Here is a 21,142-nt window from a genome sequence, read left to right as displayed (position 1 = left end):
GGGGAATGCAGATGATCGACCGCACCACGCGCCACCGCCGCCAGACGGCCTCCACGCGCCTGATCGCCGCCGCCGGCGTCGCCGCGCTGCTGCTGGCGGGCTGCCAGCGCGAACCGGCCGAAGCCGAGGCGGCGGTCCCGGCAGCCGACGCCGCGTCGTCCGCCACGACGGCGTATTTCGACTGGTTCGCGTACACCGGGCGCGACGCCGCGTTCGAGGCGCCGGTGCCGGAGGGCAGCTTCCGCAACCCGGTGCTGTCGGGCTTCTACTCCGATCCCAGCGTGACCGCCGCCAACGGCAAGTTCTACCTGGTGTCTTCCACCTTCACCTTCTTCCCCGGGATCCCGGTGATGGAGAGCGAGGATCTGGTGCACTGGAAGCAGGTGGGCAACGCGATCCACCGGCCGGAGCAACTGGACTTCGACGGCCTGGGCGTGTCGCGCGGCGTGTTTGCCCCGGCCATCGAGTTCCACGACGGCACGTTCTACGTGGTCAACACCTCGGTGGATGCCGGCGGCAACTTCATCGTCACCGCGACCGATCCGGCCGGGCCGTGGTCCGATCCGGTGTGGCTGCCGGGTATCGGCGGCATCGATCCCTCGCTGTTCTTCGACGACGACGGCAAGGTCTACATCCTCAACAACGACGAACCCGAGGTGCCGGTCCGCTACGACGGTCATCGCGCGATCTGGCTGCAGGAGATCGACATCGCGACGAAAAAGCCGTTCGGCCCGCGCAGGGTGCTGATCGACGGCGGCGTGAAGCCCGAGGACAACCCGATCTGGATCGAAGGCCCGCACATCTACAAGGTCGATGGCTGGTACTACCTCAACAACGCCGAGGGCGGCACCGGACCGCAGCACTCGCAAGTGATCCTGCGCAGCCGCGACGTCTGGGGTCCGTACGAACCCTACGCGGAGAATCCGATCCTGACCCAGCGTGACCTCGACCCCAACCGTCCGCTGCCGGTCACCAACGCCGGCCACGCGGATCTCGTGCAGGGCCCCGACGGCAGCTGGTGGGCGACCTTCCTGGCCAGCCGCAACTACGGCGTGGACCACTACAACACCGGCCGCGAGGCGTTCCTGCTGCCGGTCACCTGGAAGGACGGCTGGCCGGTGATCCTGCCGCGCGGCGAAGAGATTCCGTACGTGCTTCCGGGCCCGTCCTTCATGAAATCACCCGCCGACCAGGCGCCGATGACCGGCAACTTCACCTGGCGCGACGAGTTCGACACAGTGGAACTGGGCAAGGGCTGGATGACGCCGCGTGTGCCGAAGACCACGTGGTACGACGGCAAGTCCCGCCCGGGCTGGCTGGCGATCCAGCCGCTGCGCGAGCGCCTGGACACCAAGGTCAATCCGTCGTTCTACGCGCGCCGGCAGCAGCACCAGGTGTTCGAGGCGAGCACGGCGATGGAGGTTCCGACCGAGGGCGTCGCCGCGGGCCTGGCCGCGTTCCAGGGCGACACCCACTGGTACTTCCTCGGCGTGCGGCGCGGCGAGGGTGACGCGATCGAGGTGTTTCTCGAGAAGAAGGCAGGCGAGGGCGAAGCCGAGGTGGTCGCCCGCGCATCGGCCGCCGCGGCCGAAGCCACGCCGCTGGTGCTGCACGTCGAGGGCAATGAAGGCCGTTACGGCTTCGGGTTCGACGCCGGCGACGGCGTGCAGTGGCTGACGCAGGATGCCGACGGCACGCTCCTGAGTACCGACGTGGCCGGCGGATTCGTCGGCGCCACCATCGGACCGTACGCGCGCGACGAAAGCGCGCTCTGACACGCAACGGGAGGACGGGGACATGCAGGCATTCGCTCGACACGCCGGGAACACCGGATCCACGCGCCGACCCACACGATCGCGCGCGCTGGTACGCGATTGCGCGCTCTCACTGCTCGCGGCGCTGCCTGTCCTGGGTGCGTTCGCCGACGATGGCGATCGCCCCTGGCTCGACACCAGCCAGCCGTTCGAAGCCCGCGCCGCCGCGCTGGTCTCGCAGATGACGCTGGACGAAAAAGCCGCGCAGATGCAGAACGATTCGCCCGCGATCGAGCGCCTCGGCCTGCCTGCGTACGACTGGTGGAACGAAGCCCTGCACGGCGTGGCGCGCGCGGGCGGGGCCACCGTGTTCCCGCAGGCCATCGGCATGGCCGCGACGTTCGACGTCCCGCTGATGGACCGGATCTCGAAGACCATCAGCGACGAGGCCCGCGCCAAGCACCACGAGTTCCTGCGCCAGGGCCAGCACGGCCGCTACCAGGGACTCACCTTCTGGTCGCCGAACATCAACATCTTCCGCGACCCGCGCTGGGGCCGCGGCCAGGAAACCTACGGCGAGGATCCGTTCCTCACCGCGCGCATGGGCGTGTCGTTCGTGCGCGGCCTGCAGGGCGTGGCGCCCGACGGCAGCCCGCTGCCCGAATCGCAGGGCGGCAAGTACCGCAAGCTCGACGCCACCGCCAAGCACTTCGCCGTGCACAGCGGCCCCGAGGCCGACCGCCACACCTTCGACGTGCATCCCTCGCGCCGCGACCTGTGGGAGACCTACCTCCCGGCGTTCGAGGCGCTGGTGACCGAGGGCCAGGTGCAGGCGGTGATGGGCGCCTACAACCGCGTCTACGGCGAATCGGCGAGCGGCAGCAAGCTGCTGCTGCGCGACATCCTGCGCGACCAGTGGGGCTTCAAGGGCTACGTGATGTCCGACTGCTGGGCGATCGTGGACATCTGGAAGAACCACAAGATCGTCGCCACGCCCGAGGAAGCCGCGGCGCTGGCGGTGAAGAACGGCACCGAGCTCAACTGCGGCGAAACGTATGCCAAGCACCTGCCGGTCGCGGTCAACAAGGGGCTGATCAGCGAGGCCGAACTCGATGACGCGCTCACCCGCCTGATGACCACGCGCATGGCGCTGGGCATGTTCGACCCCCCGGCGCAGGTGCCGTGGGCGCAGACGTCGATCTCGGTGAACCAGGCGCCGGCGCACGACGCGCTCGCGCGCGAGGTGGCGCAGGAATCGATCGTGCTGCTGAAGAACGACGGCGTGCTGCCGCTGTCGAAGGACATCAGACGCCTGGCGGTGGTCGGCCCGACGGCCGACGACACCATGGCCCTGCTCGGCAACTACTACGGCACACCGGCCGACCCGGTGACCATCCTGCGCGGCATCCGCGAAGCCCTCCCCAACACGGAAGTCGTGTACGCGCGCGGCGCCGACCTGGTGGAAGGGCGCGAGGATCCGGCCGCCACGCCGCTGATCGAACCGCAGTACCTGCGGCCAGAGGCGGGCGCGACCGAGCGCGGCCTGCGCGGCGAGTACTTCACCAGCAAGGACCTGTCCGGCGAACCGGTGCTGGTGCGCGTGGATGCGCAGATCGGCTTCCGCTGGGACCGCGGCTCGCCGACCGACAACCTGATGGCTCGCGGCGAAGCCGGCCCGGACAATGCGGTGCCGAACGAGAACTTCAGCATCCGCTGGAGCGGACAGCTGCTGCCGCCCGTGAGCGGACGCTATCGGCTCGAGGCGGGCGCGAACGACGGTTTCCGCCTGTACCTGGACGGCAAGCTGCTGCTCGACCACTGGGAAGATGCCGAACGCCTGCGCGCCGACAGCGTCGACCTCGACCTCGAGGCCGGCCGCGCCTACGACATTCGGCTCGAGTACTACGAGACCGAACGCGACGCGAGCGTGCGCCTGGCGTGGGGCCTGCCCGGCGCGAAGCCGACCTTCGACGAAGCGATCGAAGCCGCGCGCAGTGCCGACGCGGTGGTGTTCGTCGGCGGCCTCACCGGCGACGTGGAGGGCGAGGAGATGACGGTCAACTTCCCCGGCTTCGCCGGCGGCGACCGCACCGACATCCGCCTGCCCGCCACGCAACAGAAGCTGCTCGAGGCCCTGCACGCCACCGGCAAGCCCGTGGTCGTGGTGCTGACCACCGGTTCGGCGCTGGGCATCGACTGGGCGAAGGAGAACGTGCCGGCGATCCTGGTGGCCTGGTATCCGGGCCAGCGCGGCGGCAATGCGGTGGCCGACGTGCTGTTCGGCGACGTCAGCCCCGCCGGGCGCCTGCCGGTCACGTTCTACAAGGTCGACGAGAAGATGCCGGCGTTCGACGACTACGACATGGCGAATCGCACCTACCGCTACTTCGAGGGCGAGCCGCTTTATCCGTTCGGCCACGGGCTGTCGTACACCACGTTCGACTACACCGACCTGCAGCTCGATCGCGACCGCGCCGGCGTGGACGACGCGATCACCGCGACCGTCACCTTGCGCAACAGCGGGCAGCGCGCGAGCGACGAGGTGGTGCAGTTGTACCTGCGGCCGCTGGCGCCGGCGCGCGAGCGCGCGGTGCGCGAGTTGCGCGGCTTCCAGCGCGTGCACCTGGCGCCGGGCGAGTCGCGCGAGGTCAGCTTCACCTTCACGCCGGCGCGCGACCTGCGCCACTACGACGAAGAGGCTGGCGCGTACGCGGTCGATCCCGGGCGCTATGCCGCGGAACTCGGTGCATCGAGTGGCGACCTGCGCATCGGCAGCCAGTTCGAGGTGGAGGCGCGTTGAGCCGGCTGGCGGACACGCGGCACGAGGCGCGCGCGGCCACAGGGCTGCCGCGCCTGTCCGACGCGACGCTCAGGAGGCTGCCGGTGCAGGTGCAGCGCCCGGCTTACGATCGCGACGCGACCCGCATCGGGGTGGTCCACTTCGGCCCCGGCGCGTTCCATCGCGCCCACCAGGCGGTATACCTCGACGACTTGCTGGCCAGCGAACCCGACTGGGCGATCTGCGCCGTCTCGCTGCACAGCGCCGGCGTGCGCGACGCGCTGCAGCCGCAGCACGGACTGTACACGCTGGCGCTGATGGACGAACCGCCACGGCTGCGCGTGGTCGGCGCGATTCGCGAGGTGCTGTGCGCGCCGCAGCAGCGTGACGCGGTGATGGCGCGGCTGGCGGATCCGGCGGTGCGCCTGGTCACGCTCACGATCACCGAGAAGGGCTATTGCCTCTCGGCCGACGGCGTCGACGCCGCGCATCCGGACATCGCGCACGATCTCTCCGCGCCCGATGCACCGGTCAGCGCGATCGGCTGGCTGGTCGCGGGCCTGCGCGCGCGCCGCGCGGCGGGCCTCGCGCCCTACACGATGCTCAGCTGCGACAACCTGGCCGACAACGGCCTGCGCCTGCGCCGCGCGGTCGTCGACTTCGCGCGCCGGCTCGATCCCGCGCTGGCCGACTGGATCGACGCCGAGGCCTCGTTCCCGCGTTCGATGGTCGACAGCATCACCCCGGCCAGCGACGATGCGCTGCGCGCGCGCGTGGCCGATGCACTCGGCGTGGAGGACGTCTGGCCGGTGCAGCGCGAACCGTACATGCAGTGGGTGGTGGAAGACGACTTCCGCGCCGGGCGCCCCGCGTTCGAGCGCGTCGGCGTGGTCATGAGCGACGAGATCGCCGGCTTCGATCGCGCCAAGCTGCGGCTGCTCAACGCGCCGCACTCCGCACTGGCCTACCTCGGCAGCCTGACGGGTCTGGAGACCGTGGCCGAGGCGATGCGCGACGCAGCGCTGGCCGGCTTCGTCGAAAGGCTGATGCGCGCGGACATCGCGCCGACCCTCGCGTTGCCCGAGGGTCTTGACGCGAATGCGTACATCGACGCGATCCTCGAACGCTTCCGCAATCCCGCGATCGTGCACCGGCTCTCGCAGATCGCCTGGGACGGCTCGCAAAAGGTCCCGGTGCGCCTGCTCGGCACGATCGCCGACGCGCTTGCCGCCGACCGGCCGGTCGATCGGCTGTGCCTGCCCGTGGCCGGCTGGCTGCGTTTCGTCGTGCGCCAGGCGCAGGCGGGCGTGACGCTGGTGGATCCGATGGACGCGGCGCTGTCGCATGCCGGACGCGCGGCCACGGGCGATGCCGCGCACGACGTGGCCGGCTTCCTTGCGCTCGAAGCGGTGTTCGCGCCGTGCGCGGGCGATGCGCGTTTCGCGGCCGCATTGCGTGGCGCCTATGCGGCGCTCGGCGACGCGACGCCCGCCGCCGTGCGCGCCGCGCTCGCGACCGTCGCAGGCGAAGGCGATGCCTGAGCGTGCATCCCGCATGCCCTCCGCGCGCCGGCGCGTCGCGGTGTACGCCCTGCTTGCCGCACTCCTGGGCGCCATGACCGGTGGCCACGCACAGGCGCGCAGCGATGCGGCCGCCAGCGATCGGGCGGGTACCGCCCCTGCGCCGGTGGCAGCGGTGGACACCGGCACCCGTGAATTCGTGGATCCGGCCCGCAGCAACTGGCCCGGGACCGGCCGGCGCCCCCTGCGCACGATGCTCTGGTTCCCCGCGGGCGCATTCAAGGCACCATCCAGTGGCGGCACGGGCGATGTCCGCGCGGCTATCGGCGAGGCGTCGCTCTCCGAAAGCAACGGCACCTATCCGCTGATCCTGGTCTCGCACGGGTCCGGCAGCCGCGCAGCGCACATGGAATGGCTGGCCCGGGCGCTGGTGGCGAGCGGTGCCATCGTGGCCGCGGTCGACCACAACGGCAGCGCGGACGAGGAACTGCACAGCCGGCCCACGCCGTCGGACCATTTCGGCTGGGAGCGCGCGATCGATCTGCGCGTCGTGCTGGACCGGCTGCTGGAAGATCCGACGGTCGGCCCCGCGATCGATCGCGACCGCATCGGTGCCGCGGGCTTCTCGCTCGGTGGCACCACCGTGCTCTGGATGGCCGGCGCGCGGCTGGACGTCGATCACCTGCAGCGCAACGCACCACCGATGCCGCCGGCGATGGCGCCGGCGATCGAACGTCTGCTGCAACTGCCGGAGCGCAACGATGCGGCCCGCGAAGCGCAGGCGCGCGCCGAACGGTCGCATCGCGACCCGCGGGTCCGCAGCGTGTTCGCGCTGGGGCCGGCGATGGGGTTCGGGTTCACCGCTGCGGGCTTGCGCGGGATCGAAATCCCTGTGCGCATCCTGGTGGGGCGCGACGATCCGGTGACACCGCCGACCGGCAACGCGCGCGTGTTTGCGACCGGCATCGCGGGCGCCGAGTACGTCGAGCTGCCGGGCGAACGCGGGCACTTCACCCCGCGCACGCCCGAGGCCATGCGTGCGGGCGAACTAGCCGAGGTCGCGGCCTCCGCGGTCGAGTTCTTCGAACGGACGCTGGCGCCGCGAGGCACGCCATGACCGGGGTCCGGCAGGCCGGGGCGGCCGTCGGCGGTGGCCCGCGCGACGGCCGAGGTCCCACTTCAGTTTTGAAAGCCGAGCCCGGCCACCTTCAGCGGCACGCGCGCCAGGAACTTGTGCGAGGTCATGTACAGCGTCTTCCCGTCGTCACCGAAGGCGCAGTTGGCGATCGCGCTGCCGGTTTCGATCCGGCCCAGGCGCTTGCCTTCGGCATTCATCACCAGCACGCCGCCGGGGCCGGTGGCGAAGACCAGGCCGCCGGTCGACACCGCGAGGCCATCGGGCAGTCCGTGCACGCCTTCGTCCATGAGGTCGGTGGCGTCGGCGAACACGCGGCTGCCGGTGACGTCGCCGGCCGCATCGAGCGTGTAGGCCATCCAGATCGGCCGCTTGTCGTCGGAGTTGGCCACGTACAGGGTGTTGCCGTCCGGCGAGAAGGCCAGGCCGTTGGGCCGGTTGAGCGAATCGTCGACCAGGTGCACGGTGCCGTCGGCGTCGATACGGTAGATGCCGTTGACCGGCTGCTCCTTGAGCGACGACTCGTCGAACTCCCGGAACCCGTACGGCGGATCGGTGAAGAACACGCTGCCGTCGCCGCGCGCGACCACGTCGTTCGGGCTGCTGAATCGCTTGCCGTCGTAGCGCTCGGCGAGCGTGGTGCGGCTCTTGTCCGCGGGATCCATGCGCGCGACCAGGCGGTTGCCCGAGTCCGCCACCAGCACCGTGCCGGCGGCTTCGGTGTACAGGCCGTTGGCGCCGGCCTCGCGCACGCCCTCGATCGGCGCGCCGGCATGGCCCGACGGATCGAGGAACACGCTCAGGCCGTCCGCCTCGGACCAGCGGAACATGCGGTTCTCCGGCGGATCGTTGAACAGCAGGAAGCCGGCCTTTACCCACGTCGGGCCTTCGGACCAGCTGAACTCGTCGCCGGTGAGCTTCTCGACGCGCGCGGCCGGGTCGACGACGTCGGCGAAGGCGGGATCGAACGAGGTCAGCTGGCCGACGGTCTCGAACGTGGTCATCGGCGCGGTCTCCGTGTCGGCGGTGTCGGTCGTCGCATCGGCCGCGGGCGCGGCGTCGGCGGCAGTGTCGTCGGCCGCGGGCGTGCAGGCGGCGAGGGCGGCCACGAGCGCGGTGCTGAGCAGGGTGGGAAGCAGTCGCATCGGCGGGTCCTGTATGGAAGTGGGGGCGTGCCGGCGCTGCGCGAGTCGCAGGCCGCACGCCGGGCCGCGCGTCGTCGCGCGGCGCGAACCGCCGCATGCTGCGCCGCGACCCGCTGCGCGATCATAGCCGCAAGTCCGCTGCACGCGGTTGGCCGATGCGGTTGCAGGCGCAACCGCCGCACTGCAGGACGAGCACAGTCGCGCCTGTGCGTATCGCCTCAGCCATTCCATGCGACGCCGGGCGCGTCGCATCTCTGCGCCGGCCTGGCGCATCGTCCAAACTTCTTTCCGGAACTCCCGACATGCGCACGCTCCTGACCCGCCACGCAACCGCCGACGGCCCGCGCTGGGCGCTCGACGGCCGCTACCTGCCCGCCGATTTCAGCCTCTCGCAGTGGCTCGGCCTGCCCGCGACCGACGCCCGCGACGCGCTCGCGCGCCTGCCGCGCGAGGGCGATGCCGACGCGCCGCTGCTGGCGCCGGTGGAGGACGCACAGGAAGTGTGGGCCAGCGGCGTGACCTACCTCAGCAGCCGCATGGCGCGCGAGGCCGAATCGCAGAGCCGCGACGTCTACCAGAAGGTCTACGACGCCGAGCGCCCCGAGCTGTTCTTCAAGGCCACCGGCTGGCGCGTCGCCGGCCACGGCGCACCGATCCGCGTGCGCGCCGACAGCGCGTGGGACGTGCCCGAGCCGGAACTCGTGCTGGTGCTCACGTCCGCGGGCGAGATCGTCGGCTACAGCACCGGCAACGACGTGTCCTCGCGCAGCATCGAGGGCGAGAACCCGCTGTACCTGCCGCAGGCCAAGGTCTACGATGGCGGCTGCGCGATCGGCCCGGGCATCCGCCTGTGCGATGCGGCGCAGATGCGCGACCTCGCCGTATCGCTGGAAATCCGGCGCGACGGCGCGCCGGCCTTCGCCGGCACCACCCGTACCTCGCAGATCAAGCGCAGCCTGGAAGAACTCGCCGGCTGGCTCCTGCGCGAACTGCGCCAACCCCGTGGCGCCTTCCTCTTCACCGGCACCGGCATCGTGCCCGGCGAGGATTTCACCCTGCGTTCCGGCGATGTCGTGCGCATCGACATCGACGGACTGATCCTGGAGAACCCCGTCCAATGACCTCCCCCACGCTGCAACCGATCCTGCTCGACGGCGCCTGGCGCCAGGCCGACGCGCCGTCCGACCGCTTCCACGCCTTCAACCCCTCCACGCGCGCGACGATCGACGAACATGCGTATCCCGTGTCCGGCTGGGCCGATCTCGATGCGCTGCTCGAGGCCGGGCACGCCGCGGCCGCGGCGATGTCGCAACTGCCCGGCGAAACGCTCGCCGGCTTCCTCGAAGGCTACGCGGAGGCGATCGAGGCACGCGTCGACGCGCTGGTGGAGGCCGCGCACCGCGAGACCGGGCTGCCGGCCGAGCCACGCCTGCGCAATGTCGAACTGCCACGCACCACCGGCCAGCTGCGACAGGCCGCGCGCGCCGCGCGCGACGGCGGCTGGCGCCGCGCCACCATCGACACCGCCGCCGGCATCCGTTCGATCCACGCGCCGCTCGGCGGGCCGGTGGTCGTGTTCGGGCCGAATAATTTTCCGTATGCCTTCAACGGCATCGCCGGTGGCGATTTCGCCGCCGCGATCGCCGCCGGCAACCCGGTGATCGCCAAGGCCCATCCCGCGCATCCGCGCACCTCGGTGCTGCTGGCCGAAGCCGCGCTCGAGGCCGCGCAGGCCGCGGGCCTGCCGACGGGTGCGGTGCAGATGTTCTTCCGCACCGATGGCGAGCTGGGCCTGCGCCTGGTGTCCGATCCGCGCGTGGGCGCGGTGGCGTTCACCGGCGGACGCCCGGGTGGGATGAAGCTCAAGGCCGCGGCCGACGCCGTGGGCAAGCCGATCTACCTGGAGATGTCGAGCGTCAATCCGGTGTTCGTGCTGCCCGGTGCGCTGCGCGAGCGCGGCGAGGCGCTCGCCACCGAACTGCACGGCTCCTGTGCGATGGGCGCGGGCCAGTTCTGCACCAAGCCGGGCGTCACCGTGCTGCAGGCCGGCGAGGAGGCCGAGCGTTTCGTCGAACAGCTGCAACGTCTCACGGCCGAGGCCAAGCCGGGCGTGCTGCTCTCGCCGCATGCACCGCGCGACATCGCCTCCACCGTGGCGGCGCTGCAGTCGGCCGGCGCCGAGCTGCTCGCCGGCGGTGCGATCGCCGCGGACGCGCAGGGCTTCGCGTTCCAGCCGACTGTGCTGCGGGTCTCGGGCGAACGTTTCCTCGCCGATCCGGGCGCGCTGCAGTCGGAAGCCTTCGGCCACGTCAACCTGGTGGTGGTGGCGGAGTCGGCGGCGCAGGTGCTGGCGATCGCGCAGGCGATGGAAGGCAACCTCACCGGCACCATCTGCAGCGATATCGGTGGCGGCGACGACGCAGCCTACGATGCGCTGGCGCCGATCCTGCGCACGCGCGTGGGCCGCCTGCTCAACGACAAGATGCCGACCGGCGTGGCGGTGAGCGCGGCGATGAACCACGGCGGCCCGTTCCCGGCCACCGGCCACCCGGGCTTCACCGCGGTGGGCATTCCCGCCTCGCTGATCCGCTTCTCCGCGCTGCACAGCTACGACAACGTGCGCCCGCATCGCTTGCCGGCCGCGCTGCAGGACCGCAACCCGACCGGCACGCTGATGCGGCTGATCGATGGCGAATGGACGACGCGTGACGTATAGCGCGCCCGGCGCCGGAGAGATGCGTCGCGTACCGCGACCTGCTTCTCCCCCTCTCCCGCTTGCGGGGGAGGGCCGGGGTGGGGATGCTGTGCGTTGCGTGCGCGTACGCTCCATCGCCGGAGTCCGCGCTTCGCGTGACTGGCGTGCAGCAACGATCGTCCGGGATGGATGCCCGAGGGCTGCTCGACGTTCAGTAGCTGCGTCGCCCCCACCCCAACCCTCCCCCGCGAAGCGGGAGAGGGGGCCCGAGCCGCGGATGGCGGCTGCGTTCCAGCCGGTGGCACCCGGGGATTGCCGATACGTTGCGCACGATGCGGCAAGGAGAGCGCCATGACGTCTCCCGATTTCAACCTCGACACATTGCTCGGCGACGGTACGTCGATCACGCAGTCGCGCACCAGTGGCGAGGGTCCGTCCGGCAGCCTGCCGATCGATGCCGACACGCTGCGCGATTCGCCCAGCGGCCACCTGTTCGGCATGACCCAGAACGCCGGCATGGGCTGGCGCGCATCGGAAGTCGCGCGCGATCCCTACCTCATCGTCAGCACCCAGGGCGGCCTGCGCGCGGAGGACGGTCGGCCGGTCGCGCTCGGCCTGCACACCGGCCACTGGGAGATCGACCGCATGGTGCGCGCCGCGGCCGAAGCCTTCGCCGCGCACGAGGGACTGCCATTCTCGGTGATGTGTTCCGATCCCTGCGACGGCCGCACCCAGGGCACCACCGGCATGTTCGACAGCCTGCCGTACCGCAATGACGCTGCGGTGGTGATGCGGCGGCTGATCCGCTCGCTGCCCACGCGCCGCGGCGTGCTGGGCGTGGCCACGTGCGACAAGGGCCTGCCGGCGACGATGCTGGCGCTGGCCGGCTGCGCCGACCTGCCCGGGGTGATCGTGCCCGGCGGCGTCACCTTGCCTGCGCGCGGCGCCGAGGACACCGCGATCGTGCAGACCATCGGCGCGCGCTTCTCGCACGGGCTGATCGATCTCGAACATGCCGCCGCCATGGGCTGCCGCGCCTGCGGCTCGGTCGGCGGCGGCTGCCAGTTCCTGGGCACCGCGGCCACCTCGCAGGTGATCGCCGAAGCGCTCGGCATCGCGCTGCCGCACAGCGCACTGGCGCCGTCCGGCGAACCGGTGTGGCTCGACATCGCGCGGCGCTCGGCGCTGGCGCTGGTGCAGCTGGCGCGGCAGGGCACCGCGCTCTCGGCGATCCTGACCCGCGCGGCGGTGGACAACGCCGTGATGGTGCACGCGGCCTTCGGCGGTTCCACCAACCTGCTGCTGCACGTGCCGGCGATCGCGCATGCGGTGGGCGTGCAGCGCCCCAGCGTCGACGACTGGATCCGCGCCAACCGCGCCACCCCGCGCCTGGTCGATGCGCTGCCCAACGGCCCGCGCCACCATCCCACGGTGCAGGTGTTCATGGCCGGCGGCGTGCCGGAGGTGATGCTGCACCTGCGCGCGATGGGCCTGCTGCACCTGGATGTGCTGACCGTCACCGGGCGATCGCTCGGCGACAACCTCGACTGGTGGGAACGCAGCGATGCGCGCCGGATCGCGCGCGAGCGACTGCGCGAGCTCGACGGCGTGGATCCCGCGCACGTGATCATGGGACCCGATGCCGCGCGCGCGGCGGGGATGTCCAGCGCACTGGTGTTCCCGCGCGGCAACCTCGCGCCCGACGGATCGGTGATCAAGGCGACCGCGATCGATCCGTCCGTGGTCGACGACGACGAGGTCTATCGCCACACCGGCCCCGCGCGCGTGTTCGCCAGCGAGCGCGACGCGATCCGCGCGATCAAGTCCAGGGGCGGCGACGCGGTGCGCGCCGGCGACATCATCGTGCTCGCCGGCTGCGGCCCGGCGGGCACCGGCATGGAGGAGACCTACCAGCTCACCTCCGCGCTCAAGCACCTGCCCTGGGGCAAGCACGTGGCGGTGATCACCGATGCGCGCTTCTCCGGGGTGTCGACCGGCGCCTGCATCGGCCACGTCGGCCCGGAGGCCCTGGCCGGCGGGCCGATCGGCCGGCTACGCGACCACGACGTGGTGCGGATCGAGATCGACCGCGTGCGGCTGGAGGGCAGGCTGGACTTCATCGGCGAAGATCCGGACACGCTGCTGGAACCGGCCGCCGCGGCGGCGGTGCTCGCCGCGCGCGAACTGCACCCGGCCATCGCCGCACATCCGCGCCTGCCTGCCGATACCCGGCTGTGGGCCGCGCTGCAGGACGCCAGCGGCGGCACCTGGGGCGGTTGCGTGTACGACGTGGACGCCATCCTCGAAACATTGCGGGCCGGGCGCGAGGTGCTGGCGAAGGAACGTGGCAGCGCTGCACGCGACGCGGGCACGTGAGTGACAAGATTTCTCGCTTCGCTCGAAATGACAAATGCAATATGTCATCGCGAGCGGGTTGGCGAGAGCATCTGGAAGCCTCCCCACTGTCATCCCGAACGAAGTGAGGGAGTGCTCCTTGCCGCCTCAACATTGTCATCCCGAACGAAGTGAGGGATCTGCCTTGGCCCCGAACCAAGCGAGTCGCCCACCGCTCCAGATGATGGCAACCACCCAGGATCCACCCAGTCGCCGGGGAGGGCGCACCGCATGACCATGTTCCTGATCATCGCCGCGGCGATCGCGCTGCAGATCTTCCTCACCGCGCGCAAGCTCAGCCCGTTCCTGTCGCTGCTGATCGTGGCGATTCCGATGGGCCTGCTGCTCGGCATGTCGCCGCAGGATCTGCTCAAGACCATCGACGCCGGCGTCGGCAGCACGCTCGCGGGCCTGGCACTGGTGATCGTGCTCGGCGCGATCCTGGGCAAGGTGCTGGAGGAGAGCGGCGCTGCAGAGAAGATCGCCACCACCCTGATCGCGCGCTTCGGCGAGCAGAACATCCAGTGGGCGCTGCTGCTCACCGGCTTCCTGGTCGGCATCCCGCTGTACTTCAACGCCGGCTTCATCATCCTGGTGCCGCTGATCTTCTCGCTGGCGCGCAAGACCGGCTTGCCGATCCTGTACCTCGCCATCCCCACCGTGGCCTCGCTCAGCACCACCCACTGCTTCCTGCCGCCGCACCCGGGGCCGGTGGTGCTGGTGAACGCGTTCGGCGCCGACATGGGCCTCACCCTGGTCTACGGCATCGCGATGGCGATCCCCGCGGTGATCATCGCCGGGCCGATCCTGGGCAGGCGCCTGCAGGTGATCAATCCGCCGATGCTGGACCTGTTCACGTCCAGCACGCAGCACAAGGAACTGCCGGGAGCCTGGAGCTCGTTCCTGATCGCGCTCTCGCCCGTGCTCCTGATCAGCGTGTCGGTGCTGGCCGATGCGCTGCTGCCGGTAGGCCTCGTACGCACCGGGCTGCTGTTCCTCGGCAATCCCACCGTGGCGCTGCTGCTGGCCACGCTGGTCGCGTTCTGGTGGCTCGGCCATCGCCGTGGCGTCGCACTGGAAACGCAAACCAAGTGGCTCAACGCCGCCATCGCCAGCATCGCCGTGATCCTGCTGATCATCACCGCCGGCGGCGTGTTCAAGCAGGTACTGGTGGACAGCGGCGTGGGCGCGCAGATCGCTTCGTTGAGCGAGAGCTGGCAGATGCCGCCCCTGATCTTCGCCTGGCTGGCCACGGCGATCCTGCGGGTGATGATCGGCTCGGCGACGGTCGCGGTGATCACCGCCGCCGGTGTCGTCGGCCCGCTGATCGCGACCACGGGCGCCTCGCCCGAACTGATGGTGCTGGCGGTGGGCGCGGGCAGCGTGTTCGGCTCGCACGTCAACGATTCGGCGTTCTGGATGTTCAAGGAATTCTTCAACCTGTCGATGAAGCAGACCTTCGCCTCGTGGACGGTGATGGAAACCACGATCTCGATCGTCGGCCTGGCCGGTGTGCTGCTGCTGGAACTGGTGGTCGGATGAGGTTCGACGCAGATGGCGACGCAGTCTTGGGACCGACGTCCTGGCCCAAGCCTGCACGTCGCTTCGACCGGCATTGCACGACAATAACGAGAGGAGCACGACCTTGACCACACGACCCGGACTGCGCGCCTGGTGTCTTGCATCCGCGCTGTTCGCCAGCGGCGCCACCCTGGCCTGCGACACGCCCGTCACGGTCTGCGAACGTGTCACTCCCAGCGACTTCGCGCTGCTCGACGGCGGCGTGCCGGCCACGGTGCTTGTGGATGCCGGTGCCGACTCCGCGGTGCGGCGGGTAGCCGCTTCGCTGGCGGAAGACCTCGGCCGCGTCGGCGGTTCGGTACCAGAAGTGCTGACCGCGGCCGACGGCGTCGACGGACCGATCGTCGTGGTCGGCGTGCAGGGCGACAGCGCGTGGATCGACGGCCTCGTGGCCGCCGGCAAGCTGCGTCTCGATGACATCGGTGGACAGTGGGAGGCGTTCCAGCTCGCCGTGGTCGACCAGCCCTGGCCGGGCGTGGCGCAGGCGCTGGTGATCGCCGGGTCGGACCGGCGCGGCGCGGTGTTCGGTGCCTACGACCTGTCCGAGCGCATCGGCGTCTCGCCCTGGCACTGGTTCGCCGACGTGCCGGTGACGCGGCGCGCGACCGTGCGCGTGACCGCGGGCGAACGCAGCGACCGTCCCGGCGTGCGCTACCGCGGCATCTTCATCAACGACGAGGACCCGGCGCTCAGCGGCTGGGCGAAGAAGAAGTTCGGCGGCGTCAATGCCGACATGTACGCCCACGTGTTCGAACTGCTGCTGCGGCTCAAGGGCAACTACCTGTGGCCGGCGATGTGGGCGCCCAAGTCCTTCCACCTGGACGATCCGCGCAGCGCGGCGCTGGCGCACGAGATGGGCGTGGTGATGGGCACCTCGCACCACGAACCGCTCACGCGCGCGCAGGCCGAGTGGCACCGGCTCGAGGACGATCCTTCCACCGGCGGCGAGTGGGACTACGCGCGCAACGGCCGGAACCTGCGCACGTTCTGGCGCGGCGGCCTGGAACGCATGATGCGCGGCGCCGGCGGCGGCATGCACGAGAACCTGCTGACGATCGGCATGCGCGGCGACGGCGACGCGCCGATGAGCGAAGGCACCGCGACCGACCTGCTGGAGCGGGTGGTGGCCGACCAGCGCCGCCTGATCGAGGAGGTCACCGGCAGGCCCGCGTCCGAGGTGCCGCAGATGTGGGCGCTGTACAAGGAAGTGCAGGACTACTACGACCAGGGCATGACCGTTCCCGACGACGTCACCCTGCTGTTCGCCGACGACAACTGGGGCCAGATCCGGCGCCTGCCCACGCGCGACCTCGGGCGTGCCGGCGGCTTCGGCGTGTACTACCACTTCGACTACGTGGGCGTGCCGCGCAACTACAAGTGGCTCAACACCAACCAGATCGGCAAGGTCTGGCAGCAGATGGACCTGGCCTGGCAGCGCGGCGCGCGCGACATCTGGATCGTGAACGTCGGCGACATCAAGCCGGTCGAGTATCCGCTCGACTTCTTCATGGACATGGCCTGGGGGCCGGAGCGCATGACGCCCGAGGCGCTGGCGGCCTATCCCGAAGACTGGGCCGCGCAGCAGTTCGGCGCGGAACTGGGCGCAGAGGTCGGCGCCTTGATGACGGAGTACTCCCGGCTGGCGGCGCGCCGCAAGCCGGAGCTGGTGAACGAGGGCACCTATGCGCTGGGCGAGATCCGTCCCGACGTTCTGGTCCGCGGCGAGTGGAGCGGGATCGTCGAGGACTGGCGCGCGCTCGTCGCCCGGCTCGATGCGGTGCGGCCGCGCGTCCCGGAGGCGGCGCGGCCGGCCTTCTTCCAGCTGGTGGACTATCCGATCCAGGCGGTGGCGAACCTCTACGAGATGTACTTCGCCACCGCCTGGAACCAGCGCCTGGCCGCGCGCTTCGATCCGCGCGGCAACGTGTTCCTCGAGCAGGCCGAACGCGCGTATGCGCGCGATGCAGAACTGGTGCGCGAGTACCACACGCTGCTGGACGGCAAGTGGGACAAAATGATGTCCCAGGTGCACACGAACTACGTGATCTGGAACGACCCGGTGCGGCAGAACCCGCCGGTGCTGATCCGCACCGCGGGCGACGTGCCGGAGAAGATGCGCAACGCGCGCGCGGTGTTCGTGGATCCCGAGTCCGGCGCCGGCCCGATCCGCATCGATGCCGTCGATGTCGATCGTGGCGTCGCCGCGGTTGGCATCGCCTGGTCCCCTGTTCCCGATCTCGGCCAGGGTCGCGCGGCCCTCGTGGCGCTGCCGCAGGGCCGGCCGCCGACTACGCCGTCGGCGGCGCCGCGCGCGGAATACGACGTGACCCTGCCGGAAAACGAGGGCATCGAGCTGCGGCTGCGCCTGGCGCCGACGCTCGACACCGTCGGCAGCGGTGGCGTGCGCATAGGCGTATCGTTCGGCGACGGCCCGATGCAGACCCTTGTATCGGAACTCGAGCCGACCGGCGGTGGTGCAGAGAAGCCCGGACAGAAGCGCTGGTACGCGGCGGTGATCGACAACCGTGTCGACCTCGTGGCGACCTTCGACGCGCTGCCGGCGGGCCGCCACGCGTTGAAGCTGTGGCGACTGGACGACAACGCCGTGGTGGAGGTGCTGGAGATCGTGCCGCAATGAGCGGGCGCTCGGGTGCGGCTGCCCGTGGCACGGCGACTGTCCGGAGTCGCGGGAGGGCGATCGCGTCGTCCGAGCGCAGCGCCATTGCGACTTCCTCTCGTTTGACAATCGTTCTCATTAGCATTCAGAATCGGCGCCCTCGATCCAGGGGAGCCGCATGTCCACCACGTCCTTGCCCGCGCGCCAGGCGCGCCGTCCGTCTGCCGGCCGCCAGCTAGCGGCCGCGATCGCCCTGGCCATGCCCGCGATGGCATCGGCCCAGGACGTGGCCGCGCCCGACTCCGATCCGGTCGCGCTCGACCAGGTGGTCGTCGTCGGCGCCATGACCGACGAGGTACTCGACCGCGAGGACATCGAGCTCACCCAGGCCGGCGACCTGGCCGACCTGTTCCGCGCCATCCCCTCGGTGCAGGTGGGCGGGGGCGTGGGGCTGGCGCAGAAGATCTACGTGCGCGGGCTGGAGGATTCGCTGCTCAACGTCACCGTCGATGGCGCGCCCCAGCGCGGCACCCTGTTCCACCACGTGGGCCGGGTCTCGATCGAGCCGGAACTGCTGGAAACGGTCGACGTGCAGGCCGGCCCGGGCGAGGCGACCTCGGGCTTCGGTGCGATCGGCGGTGCGATCCGCTTCCGCACCCGCAACCCGGTGGACCTGCTGCAGCCCGGCCGCGATGCCGGTGGGCTGCTCAAGGCCGGCTGGATGAGCAACGCCGGCCACAAGGCCAGCGCCACCGCATTCGGGCGGCTGTCGGGCGACATCGGCATCCTCGCCTCGTTCGTACGCGTGGACCGCGACGATTACGAGGACGGCGACGGCACCACCCTGCGCGGCACCGGCGCCGACCAGCGCCTGGGCTTCGTCAAGATCGGCGGCGAATTCGGCGACGGCCATCGGCTCGCCGCCAGCTACGAGGTGCGCCGCGAGGAAGGCGACTTCGGCGCGCGTCCCAACTGGCCGGTGCTGGAGGGCGAGCCGCTGTTCCCGGTGGAAGGCGAGCGCCGCACCGCGGTGCTGAACTACGGCGTGGCCGTCAGCGACGCCTTGGAACTCGAAGCGACGGGCTACCGCACCGAATCCACATTCGTGCAGGACCGCTTCGATCGCTGGGGCCGCTACGGCGCCGACATCGACACATGGGGCTTCGACCTGCGCGGCCGCTGGCGTGCCGGCGCGCATCGCATCACCGCCGGCATCGAGCATCGCGACGACAGCGTGTCCAGCCAGTACCTCGCCGAGGCCGCCACCTGGCAGCCCTGGGCCTGGGATCCGGCGATCGGACGGTTCGAGGAGCAGGGCCGCCTGCTCGGCGTCTACGTTCAGGACCACTGGCAGGTGAGCGAGCCGCTGCTGCTGAGCTTCGGCGCGCGCTACGACGACTACGACCTCGACCTCACCACCTACGGCGGCGGCACCGACAGCGACGGCGTGAGCCTCAACGCCGGCGGCCGCTGGCGCCTGACGCCCGAGCTCACCCTCAACGCCGGCTACGCGGAGGCGTTCCGCGGCAAGGAGATCGGCGACGCGTTCACGCTCGAGCAGCGCCCGGGCCGCCTCACGCTGTCGCCGACCCTGCAGCCGGAACAGGTGGACAACACCGAACTCGGCTTGGCCTGGGCGCGCGACGGCGTCAGCGCGTCCGCCGTGGTCTATCGCATGAGCATCGACGACGTGGTGCTCGACCAGCTCTACAGCGGCCCGCCGCCGCAGGGCGGGGTGTACTACGAGAACGTCGGCACGTTCCGCTCGGAGGGCGTGGAACTGCGCGCAGGCATCATCCGCGGCGCGTTCTCGGCCGATGCCTACTACAACCGCTACGACTCGCGCCTCAACGATCGCCGGATCGAGGGCTACGAACATATCGCGCTCGGCAACTCCATGGGCGACAACTGGAACCTGATGCTCGGCTACCGCCCGGACGACCGCTTCGGCCTGCAACTGGGCGTGACCCACGTGGAAGACCTGGACGATGTCGAGGTGCTGTTCCGCGACGTCGAGCTCGGCTACCTGCCCGACACGCAGTTCGTCGACAAGCCCGGCTACACCGTGGTCGACCTCTTCGCGCGCTGGCAGCCGCTGGCCAGCGACCGCTTCGAACTGTTCGCCGGCGTCTACAACCTGTTCGACCGCAGCTACCGCGCCCACGCCAGCGTGGCCGACTACACCGCGATCCCGGACTACGAACTCGTCGCCGGGCTCAACGAACCCGGACGCAACTTCCGGCTTGGCGCGACCGTGCGCTTCTGAGCCGCGCGTGGTCGCACGGGCACCCGGTGGCTGGCGCGTGCGCACGCGCCTTGCGTTGCTGGCCTGGCATCGCTGGTTCGGGCTGGGTGCGTCGCTGTGGCTGCTGCTGCTCGCGCTGACCGGCAGCGCGATCACCTTCTACGACGAGCTCGATACCTGGCTCAATCCTGACCTGCGCACGACAGGCGAGGTCGCCGTCACGACGGACGCGAGGGCACCGCTGCAACTTGCGATCGCGCGCGCGCAGGAGGCAGTACCCGGTTTCGAGCCGTGGATCGTCGAACTCCCGCACGCACCGGGACGCACGCTGTGGATGCTGGGGCACCAGGAAAGCGGCGGCGTCGAACGCGACTTCCAGCTGTTCTCGCACCCGGCCGACGGTCGCGTGCTGGGTTGGCGCGAACAGGGCCGCTTCGCGCTCGACCGCCGCCATGCAATGGACGTGCTGTACGGTCTGCACGTCGACCTGATGCTCGGCCCGGTGGCGACCTGGTTGTTCGGCCTGGTGTCGCTGCTGTGGCTGCTCGACCACCTGGCGGCGGCGTGGTTGTCGCTGCCGCGCCTGGCCGCATGGCGCGATGCCTTTCGCCTCGCCGGGCCGCCCGGCAGCGGCCGGCGTCGCCACGACCGGCACCGCGCCCCCGGCATGTGGTTGCTGGTGCTGACGCTGGTGATGTCGCTCACCGGCGTGACCCTGGCCTGGCCCGAGGCCAGCCGCGACGCGGTGGGCGTGCTGTCGCCGGTGTCCGGACGCCTGGACCGGACCATGCCGCCCGCGACCGACACGCCGCGCACGCTCGACATCGACACGGCCATCGCCCGCGTGCACGCGCAGCAGCCCGACGCGCGCATCCACAGCGTGCGCATCCTGCCGCGCGTGGGCGCGTACGCCGTGCGCACCTTCGACCCGCGCGACGTCGACCAGCAGGGCCGCCTGTGGACCTACGTGGCGATGGACGACGGCCGCCTGCTCGGCCAGCGCCACGACCGCGGCGAAAGCGCCGGCGATGCCTTCTTCGTCTGGCAGTACGCCCTGCACTCGGGCCAGGCGTTCGGCCTGCCGGGCAGGGTTGCGGTGTTCGTGTCGGGGCTCGGTACGGCGCTGGTGTGCGTGACCGGGGTGATGTTGTGGTGGCGTCGGCGGCGAGCGGTGCGCGGAGCGACTGGCGGGGACGCGGTTCGATCGACCCTTGGGTAGTGGATCGCCAGCGACGGGATAACGCGCGATCACGTCTTCCTGCTTGCCCGGCAATATG

General features: G+C 70.8%; 12 protein-coding genes. 11 read left to right on the top strand and 1 reads right to left on the bottom strand.

What is annotated here, in order from left to right; translation table 11 throughout:
• The first annotated feature begins 11 nt into the window (after positions 1-11).
• Genes FZO89_RS03540 through FZO89_RS03525 form a run of 4 tightly spaced genes read left to right on the top strand, consistent with a single transcriptional unit; the run spans position 12 to position 7,170 of the window.
• A complete protein-coding gene (locus FZO89_RS03540; protein ID WP_149101963.1) occupies positions 12-1,775 on the top strand; it encodes a glycoside hydrolase family 43 protein in 1,764 nt (587 codons plus the stop codon).
• A 22-nt stretch (positions 1,776-1,797) separates the two neighbouring features.
• Entirely contained in the window at positions 1,798-4,554 is a 2,757-nt protein-coding gene (locus FZO89_RS03535; protein ID WP_149101962.1) for a beta-glucosidase, read from the top strand.
• Positions 4,555-4,559: 5 nt separating this feature from the next.
• Positions 4,560-6,074 (top strand): mannitol dehydrogenase family protein, encoded by a 1,515-nt coding sequence (locus FZO89_RS03530; RefSeq protein ID WP_262378686.1) that lies wholly within the window; start codon positions 4,560-4,562, stop codon positions 6,072-6,074.
• A 13-nt stretch (positions 6,075-6,087) separates the two neighbouring features.
• Positions 6,088-7,170, top strand: a complete 1,083-nt coding sequence (locus FZO89_RS03525; RefSeq protein WP_149101961.1) for an alpha/beta hydrolase family protein — start codon at positions 6,088-6,090, stop codon at positions 7,168-7,170.
• A gap of 62 nt (positions 7,171-7,232) precedes the next feature.
• On the opposite strand, the gene FZO89_RS03520 is transcribed toward FZO89_RS03525, so the two are convergent.
• Positions 7,233-8,333 carry an SMP-30/gluconolactonase/LRE family protein gene (locus FZO89_RS03520; RefSeq protein ID WP_316247527.1) on the bottom strand — a complete coding sequence of 367 codons (1,101 nt, stop codon included), beginning with the start codon at positions 8,331-8,333 and terminating at the stop codon, positions 7,233-7,235.
• Positions 8,334-8,635: 302 nt separating this feature from the next.
• On the opposite strand from FZO89_RS03520, the gene FZO89_RS03515 reads away from it, so the two are divergent.
• The 7 genes from FZO89_RS03515 (at position 8,636) to FZO89_RS03485 (ending at position 21,084) form a co-directional block, all read left to right on the top strand.
• Entirely contained in the window at positions 8,636-9,454 is an 819-nt protein-coding gene (locus FZO89_RS03515; RefSeq protein WP_149101960.1) for a fumarylacetoacetate hydrolase family protein, read from the top strand.
• Positions 9,451-11,049: an aldehyde dehydrogenase (NADP(+)) gene (locus FZO89_RS03510; RefSeq protein WP_149101959.1), complete on the top strand. Its 1,599-nt coding sequence runs from the start codon at positions 9,451-9,453 to the stop codon at positions 11,047-11,049. The genes FZO89_RS03515 and FZO89_RS03510 overlap by 4 nt, the downstream gene beginning before the upstream one ends.
• Before the next feature lie 330 nt (positions 11,050-11,379).
• Entirely contained in the window at positions 11,380-13,404 is a 2,025-nt protein-coding gene (locus FZO89_RS03505; protein ID WP_149101958.1) for a YjhG/YagF family D-xylonate dehydratase, read from the top strand.
• A 249-nt stretch (positions 13,405-13,653) separates the two neighbouring features.
• Complete coding sequence (locus FZO89_RS03500) at positions 13,654-14,964, top strand: GntT/GntP/DsdX family permease (RefSeq protein ID WP_149101957.1); 1,311 nt, start codon at positions 13,654-13,656, stop codon at positions 14,962-14,964.
• Positions 14,965-15,067: 103 nt separating this feature from the next.
• Positions 15,068-17,641 (top strand): glycosyl hydrolase 115 family protein, encoded by a 2,574-nt coding sequence (locus tag FZO89_RS03495; protein WP_262378512.1) that lies wholly within the window; start codon positions 15,068-15,070, stop codon positions 17,639-17,641.
• A 157-nt stretch (positions 17,642-17,798) separates the two neighbouring features.
• On the top strand, positions 17,799-19,886 hold the full coding sequence (locus FZO89_RS03490) for a TonB-dependent receptor (RefSeq protein ID WP_149101956.1): 2,088 nt from the start codon (positions 17,799-17,801) through the stop codon (positions 19,884-19,886).
• Between the two features lie 37 nt (positions 19,887-19,923).
• Entirely contained in the window at positions 19,924-21,084 is a 1,161-nt protein-coding gene (locus tag FZO89_RS03485) for a PepSY-associated TM helix domain-containing protein (RefSeq protein ID WP_149101955.1), read from the top strand.
• The last annotated feature ends 58 nt before the right edge of the window (positions 21,085-21,142 follow it).

The sequence above is a fragment of the Luteimonas viscosa genome (assembly GCF_008244685.1).
Classification (GTDB): domain Bacteria; phylum Pseudomonadota; class Gammaproteobacteria; order Xanthomonadales; family Xanthomonadaceae; genus Luteimonas; species Luteimonas viscosa.
Note: the sequence above shows the minus strand (reverse complement) of the source record. Positions and strands in the feature narration are given on the sequence as shown.

Excerpts from the sequence above, each read along its gene's own strand:
- FZO89_RS03540 (WP_149101963.1), top strand. The coding sequence starts at position 12 with ATGATCGACCGCACCACGCGCCACCGCCGCCAGACGGCCTCCACGCGC.
- FZO89_RS03515 (WP_149101960.1), top strand. The coding sequence starts at position 8,636 with ATGCGCACGCTCCTGACCCGCCACGCAACCGCCGACGGCCCGCGCTGG.
- FZO89_RS03505 (WP_149101958.1), top strand. The coding sequence starts at position 11,380 with ATGACGTCTCCCGATTTCAACCTCGACACATTGCTCGGCGACGGTACG.
- FZO89_RS03510 (WP_149101959.1), top strand. The coding sequence starts at position 9,451 with ATGACCTCCCCCACGCTGCAACCGATCCTGCTCGACGGCGCCTGGCGC.
- FZO89_RS03500 (WP_149101957.1), top strand. The coding sequence starts at position 13,654 with ATGACCATGTTCCTGATCATCGCCGCGGCGATCGCGCTGCAGATCTTC.
- FZO89_RS03535 (WP_149101962.1), top strand. The coding sequence starts at position 1,798 with ATGCAGGCATTCGCTCGACACGCCGGGAACACCGGATCCACGCGCCGA.
- FZO89_RS03490 (WP_149101956.1), top strand. The coding sequence starts at position 17,799 with ATGTCCACCACGTCCTTGCCCGCGCGCCAGGCGCGCCGTCCGTCTGCC.
- FZO89_RS03525 (WP_149101961.1), top strand. The coding sequence starts at position 6,088 with ATGCCCTCCGCGCGCCGGCGCGTCGCGGTGTACGCCCTGCTTGCCGCA.
- FZO89_RS03520 (WP_316247527.1), bottom strand. The coding sequence starts at position 8,333 with ATGCGACTGCTTCCCACCCTGCTCAGCACCGCGCTCGTGGCCGCCCTC.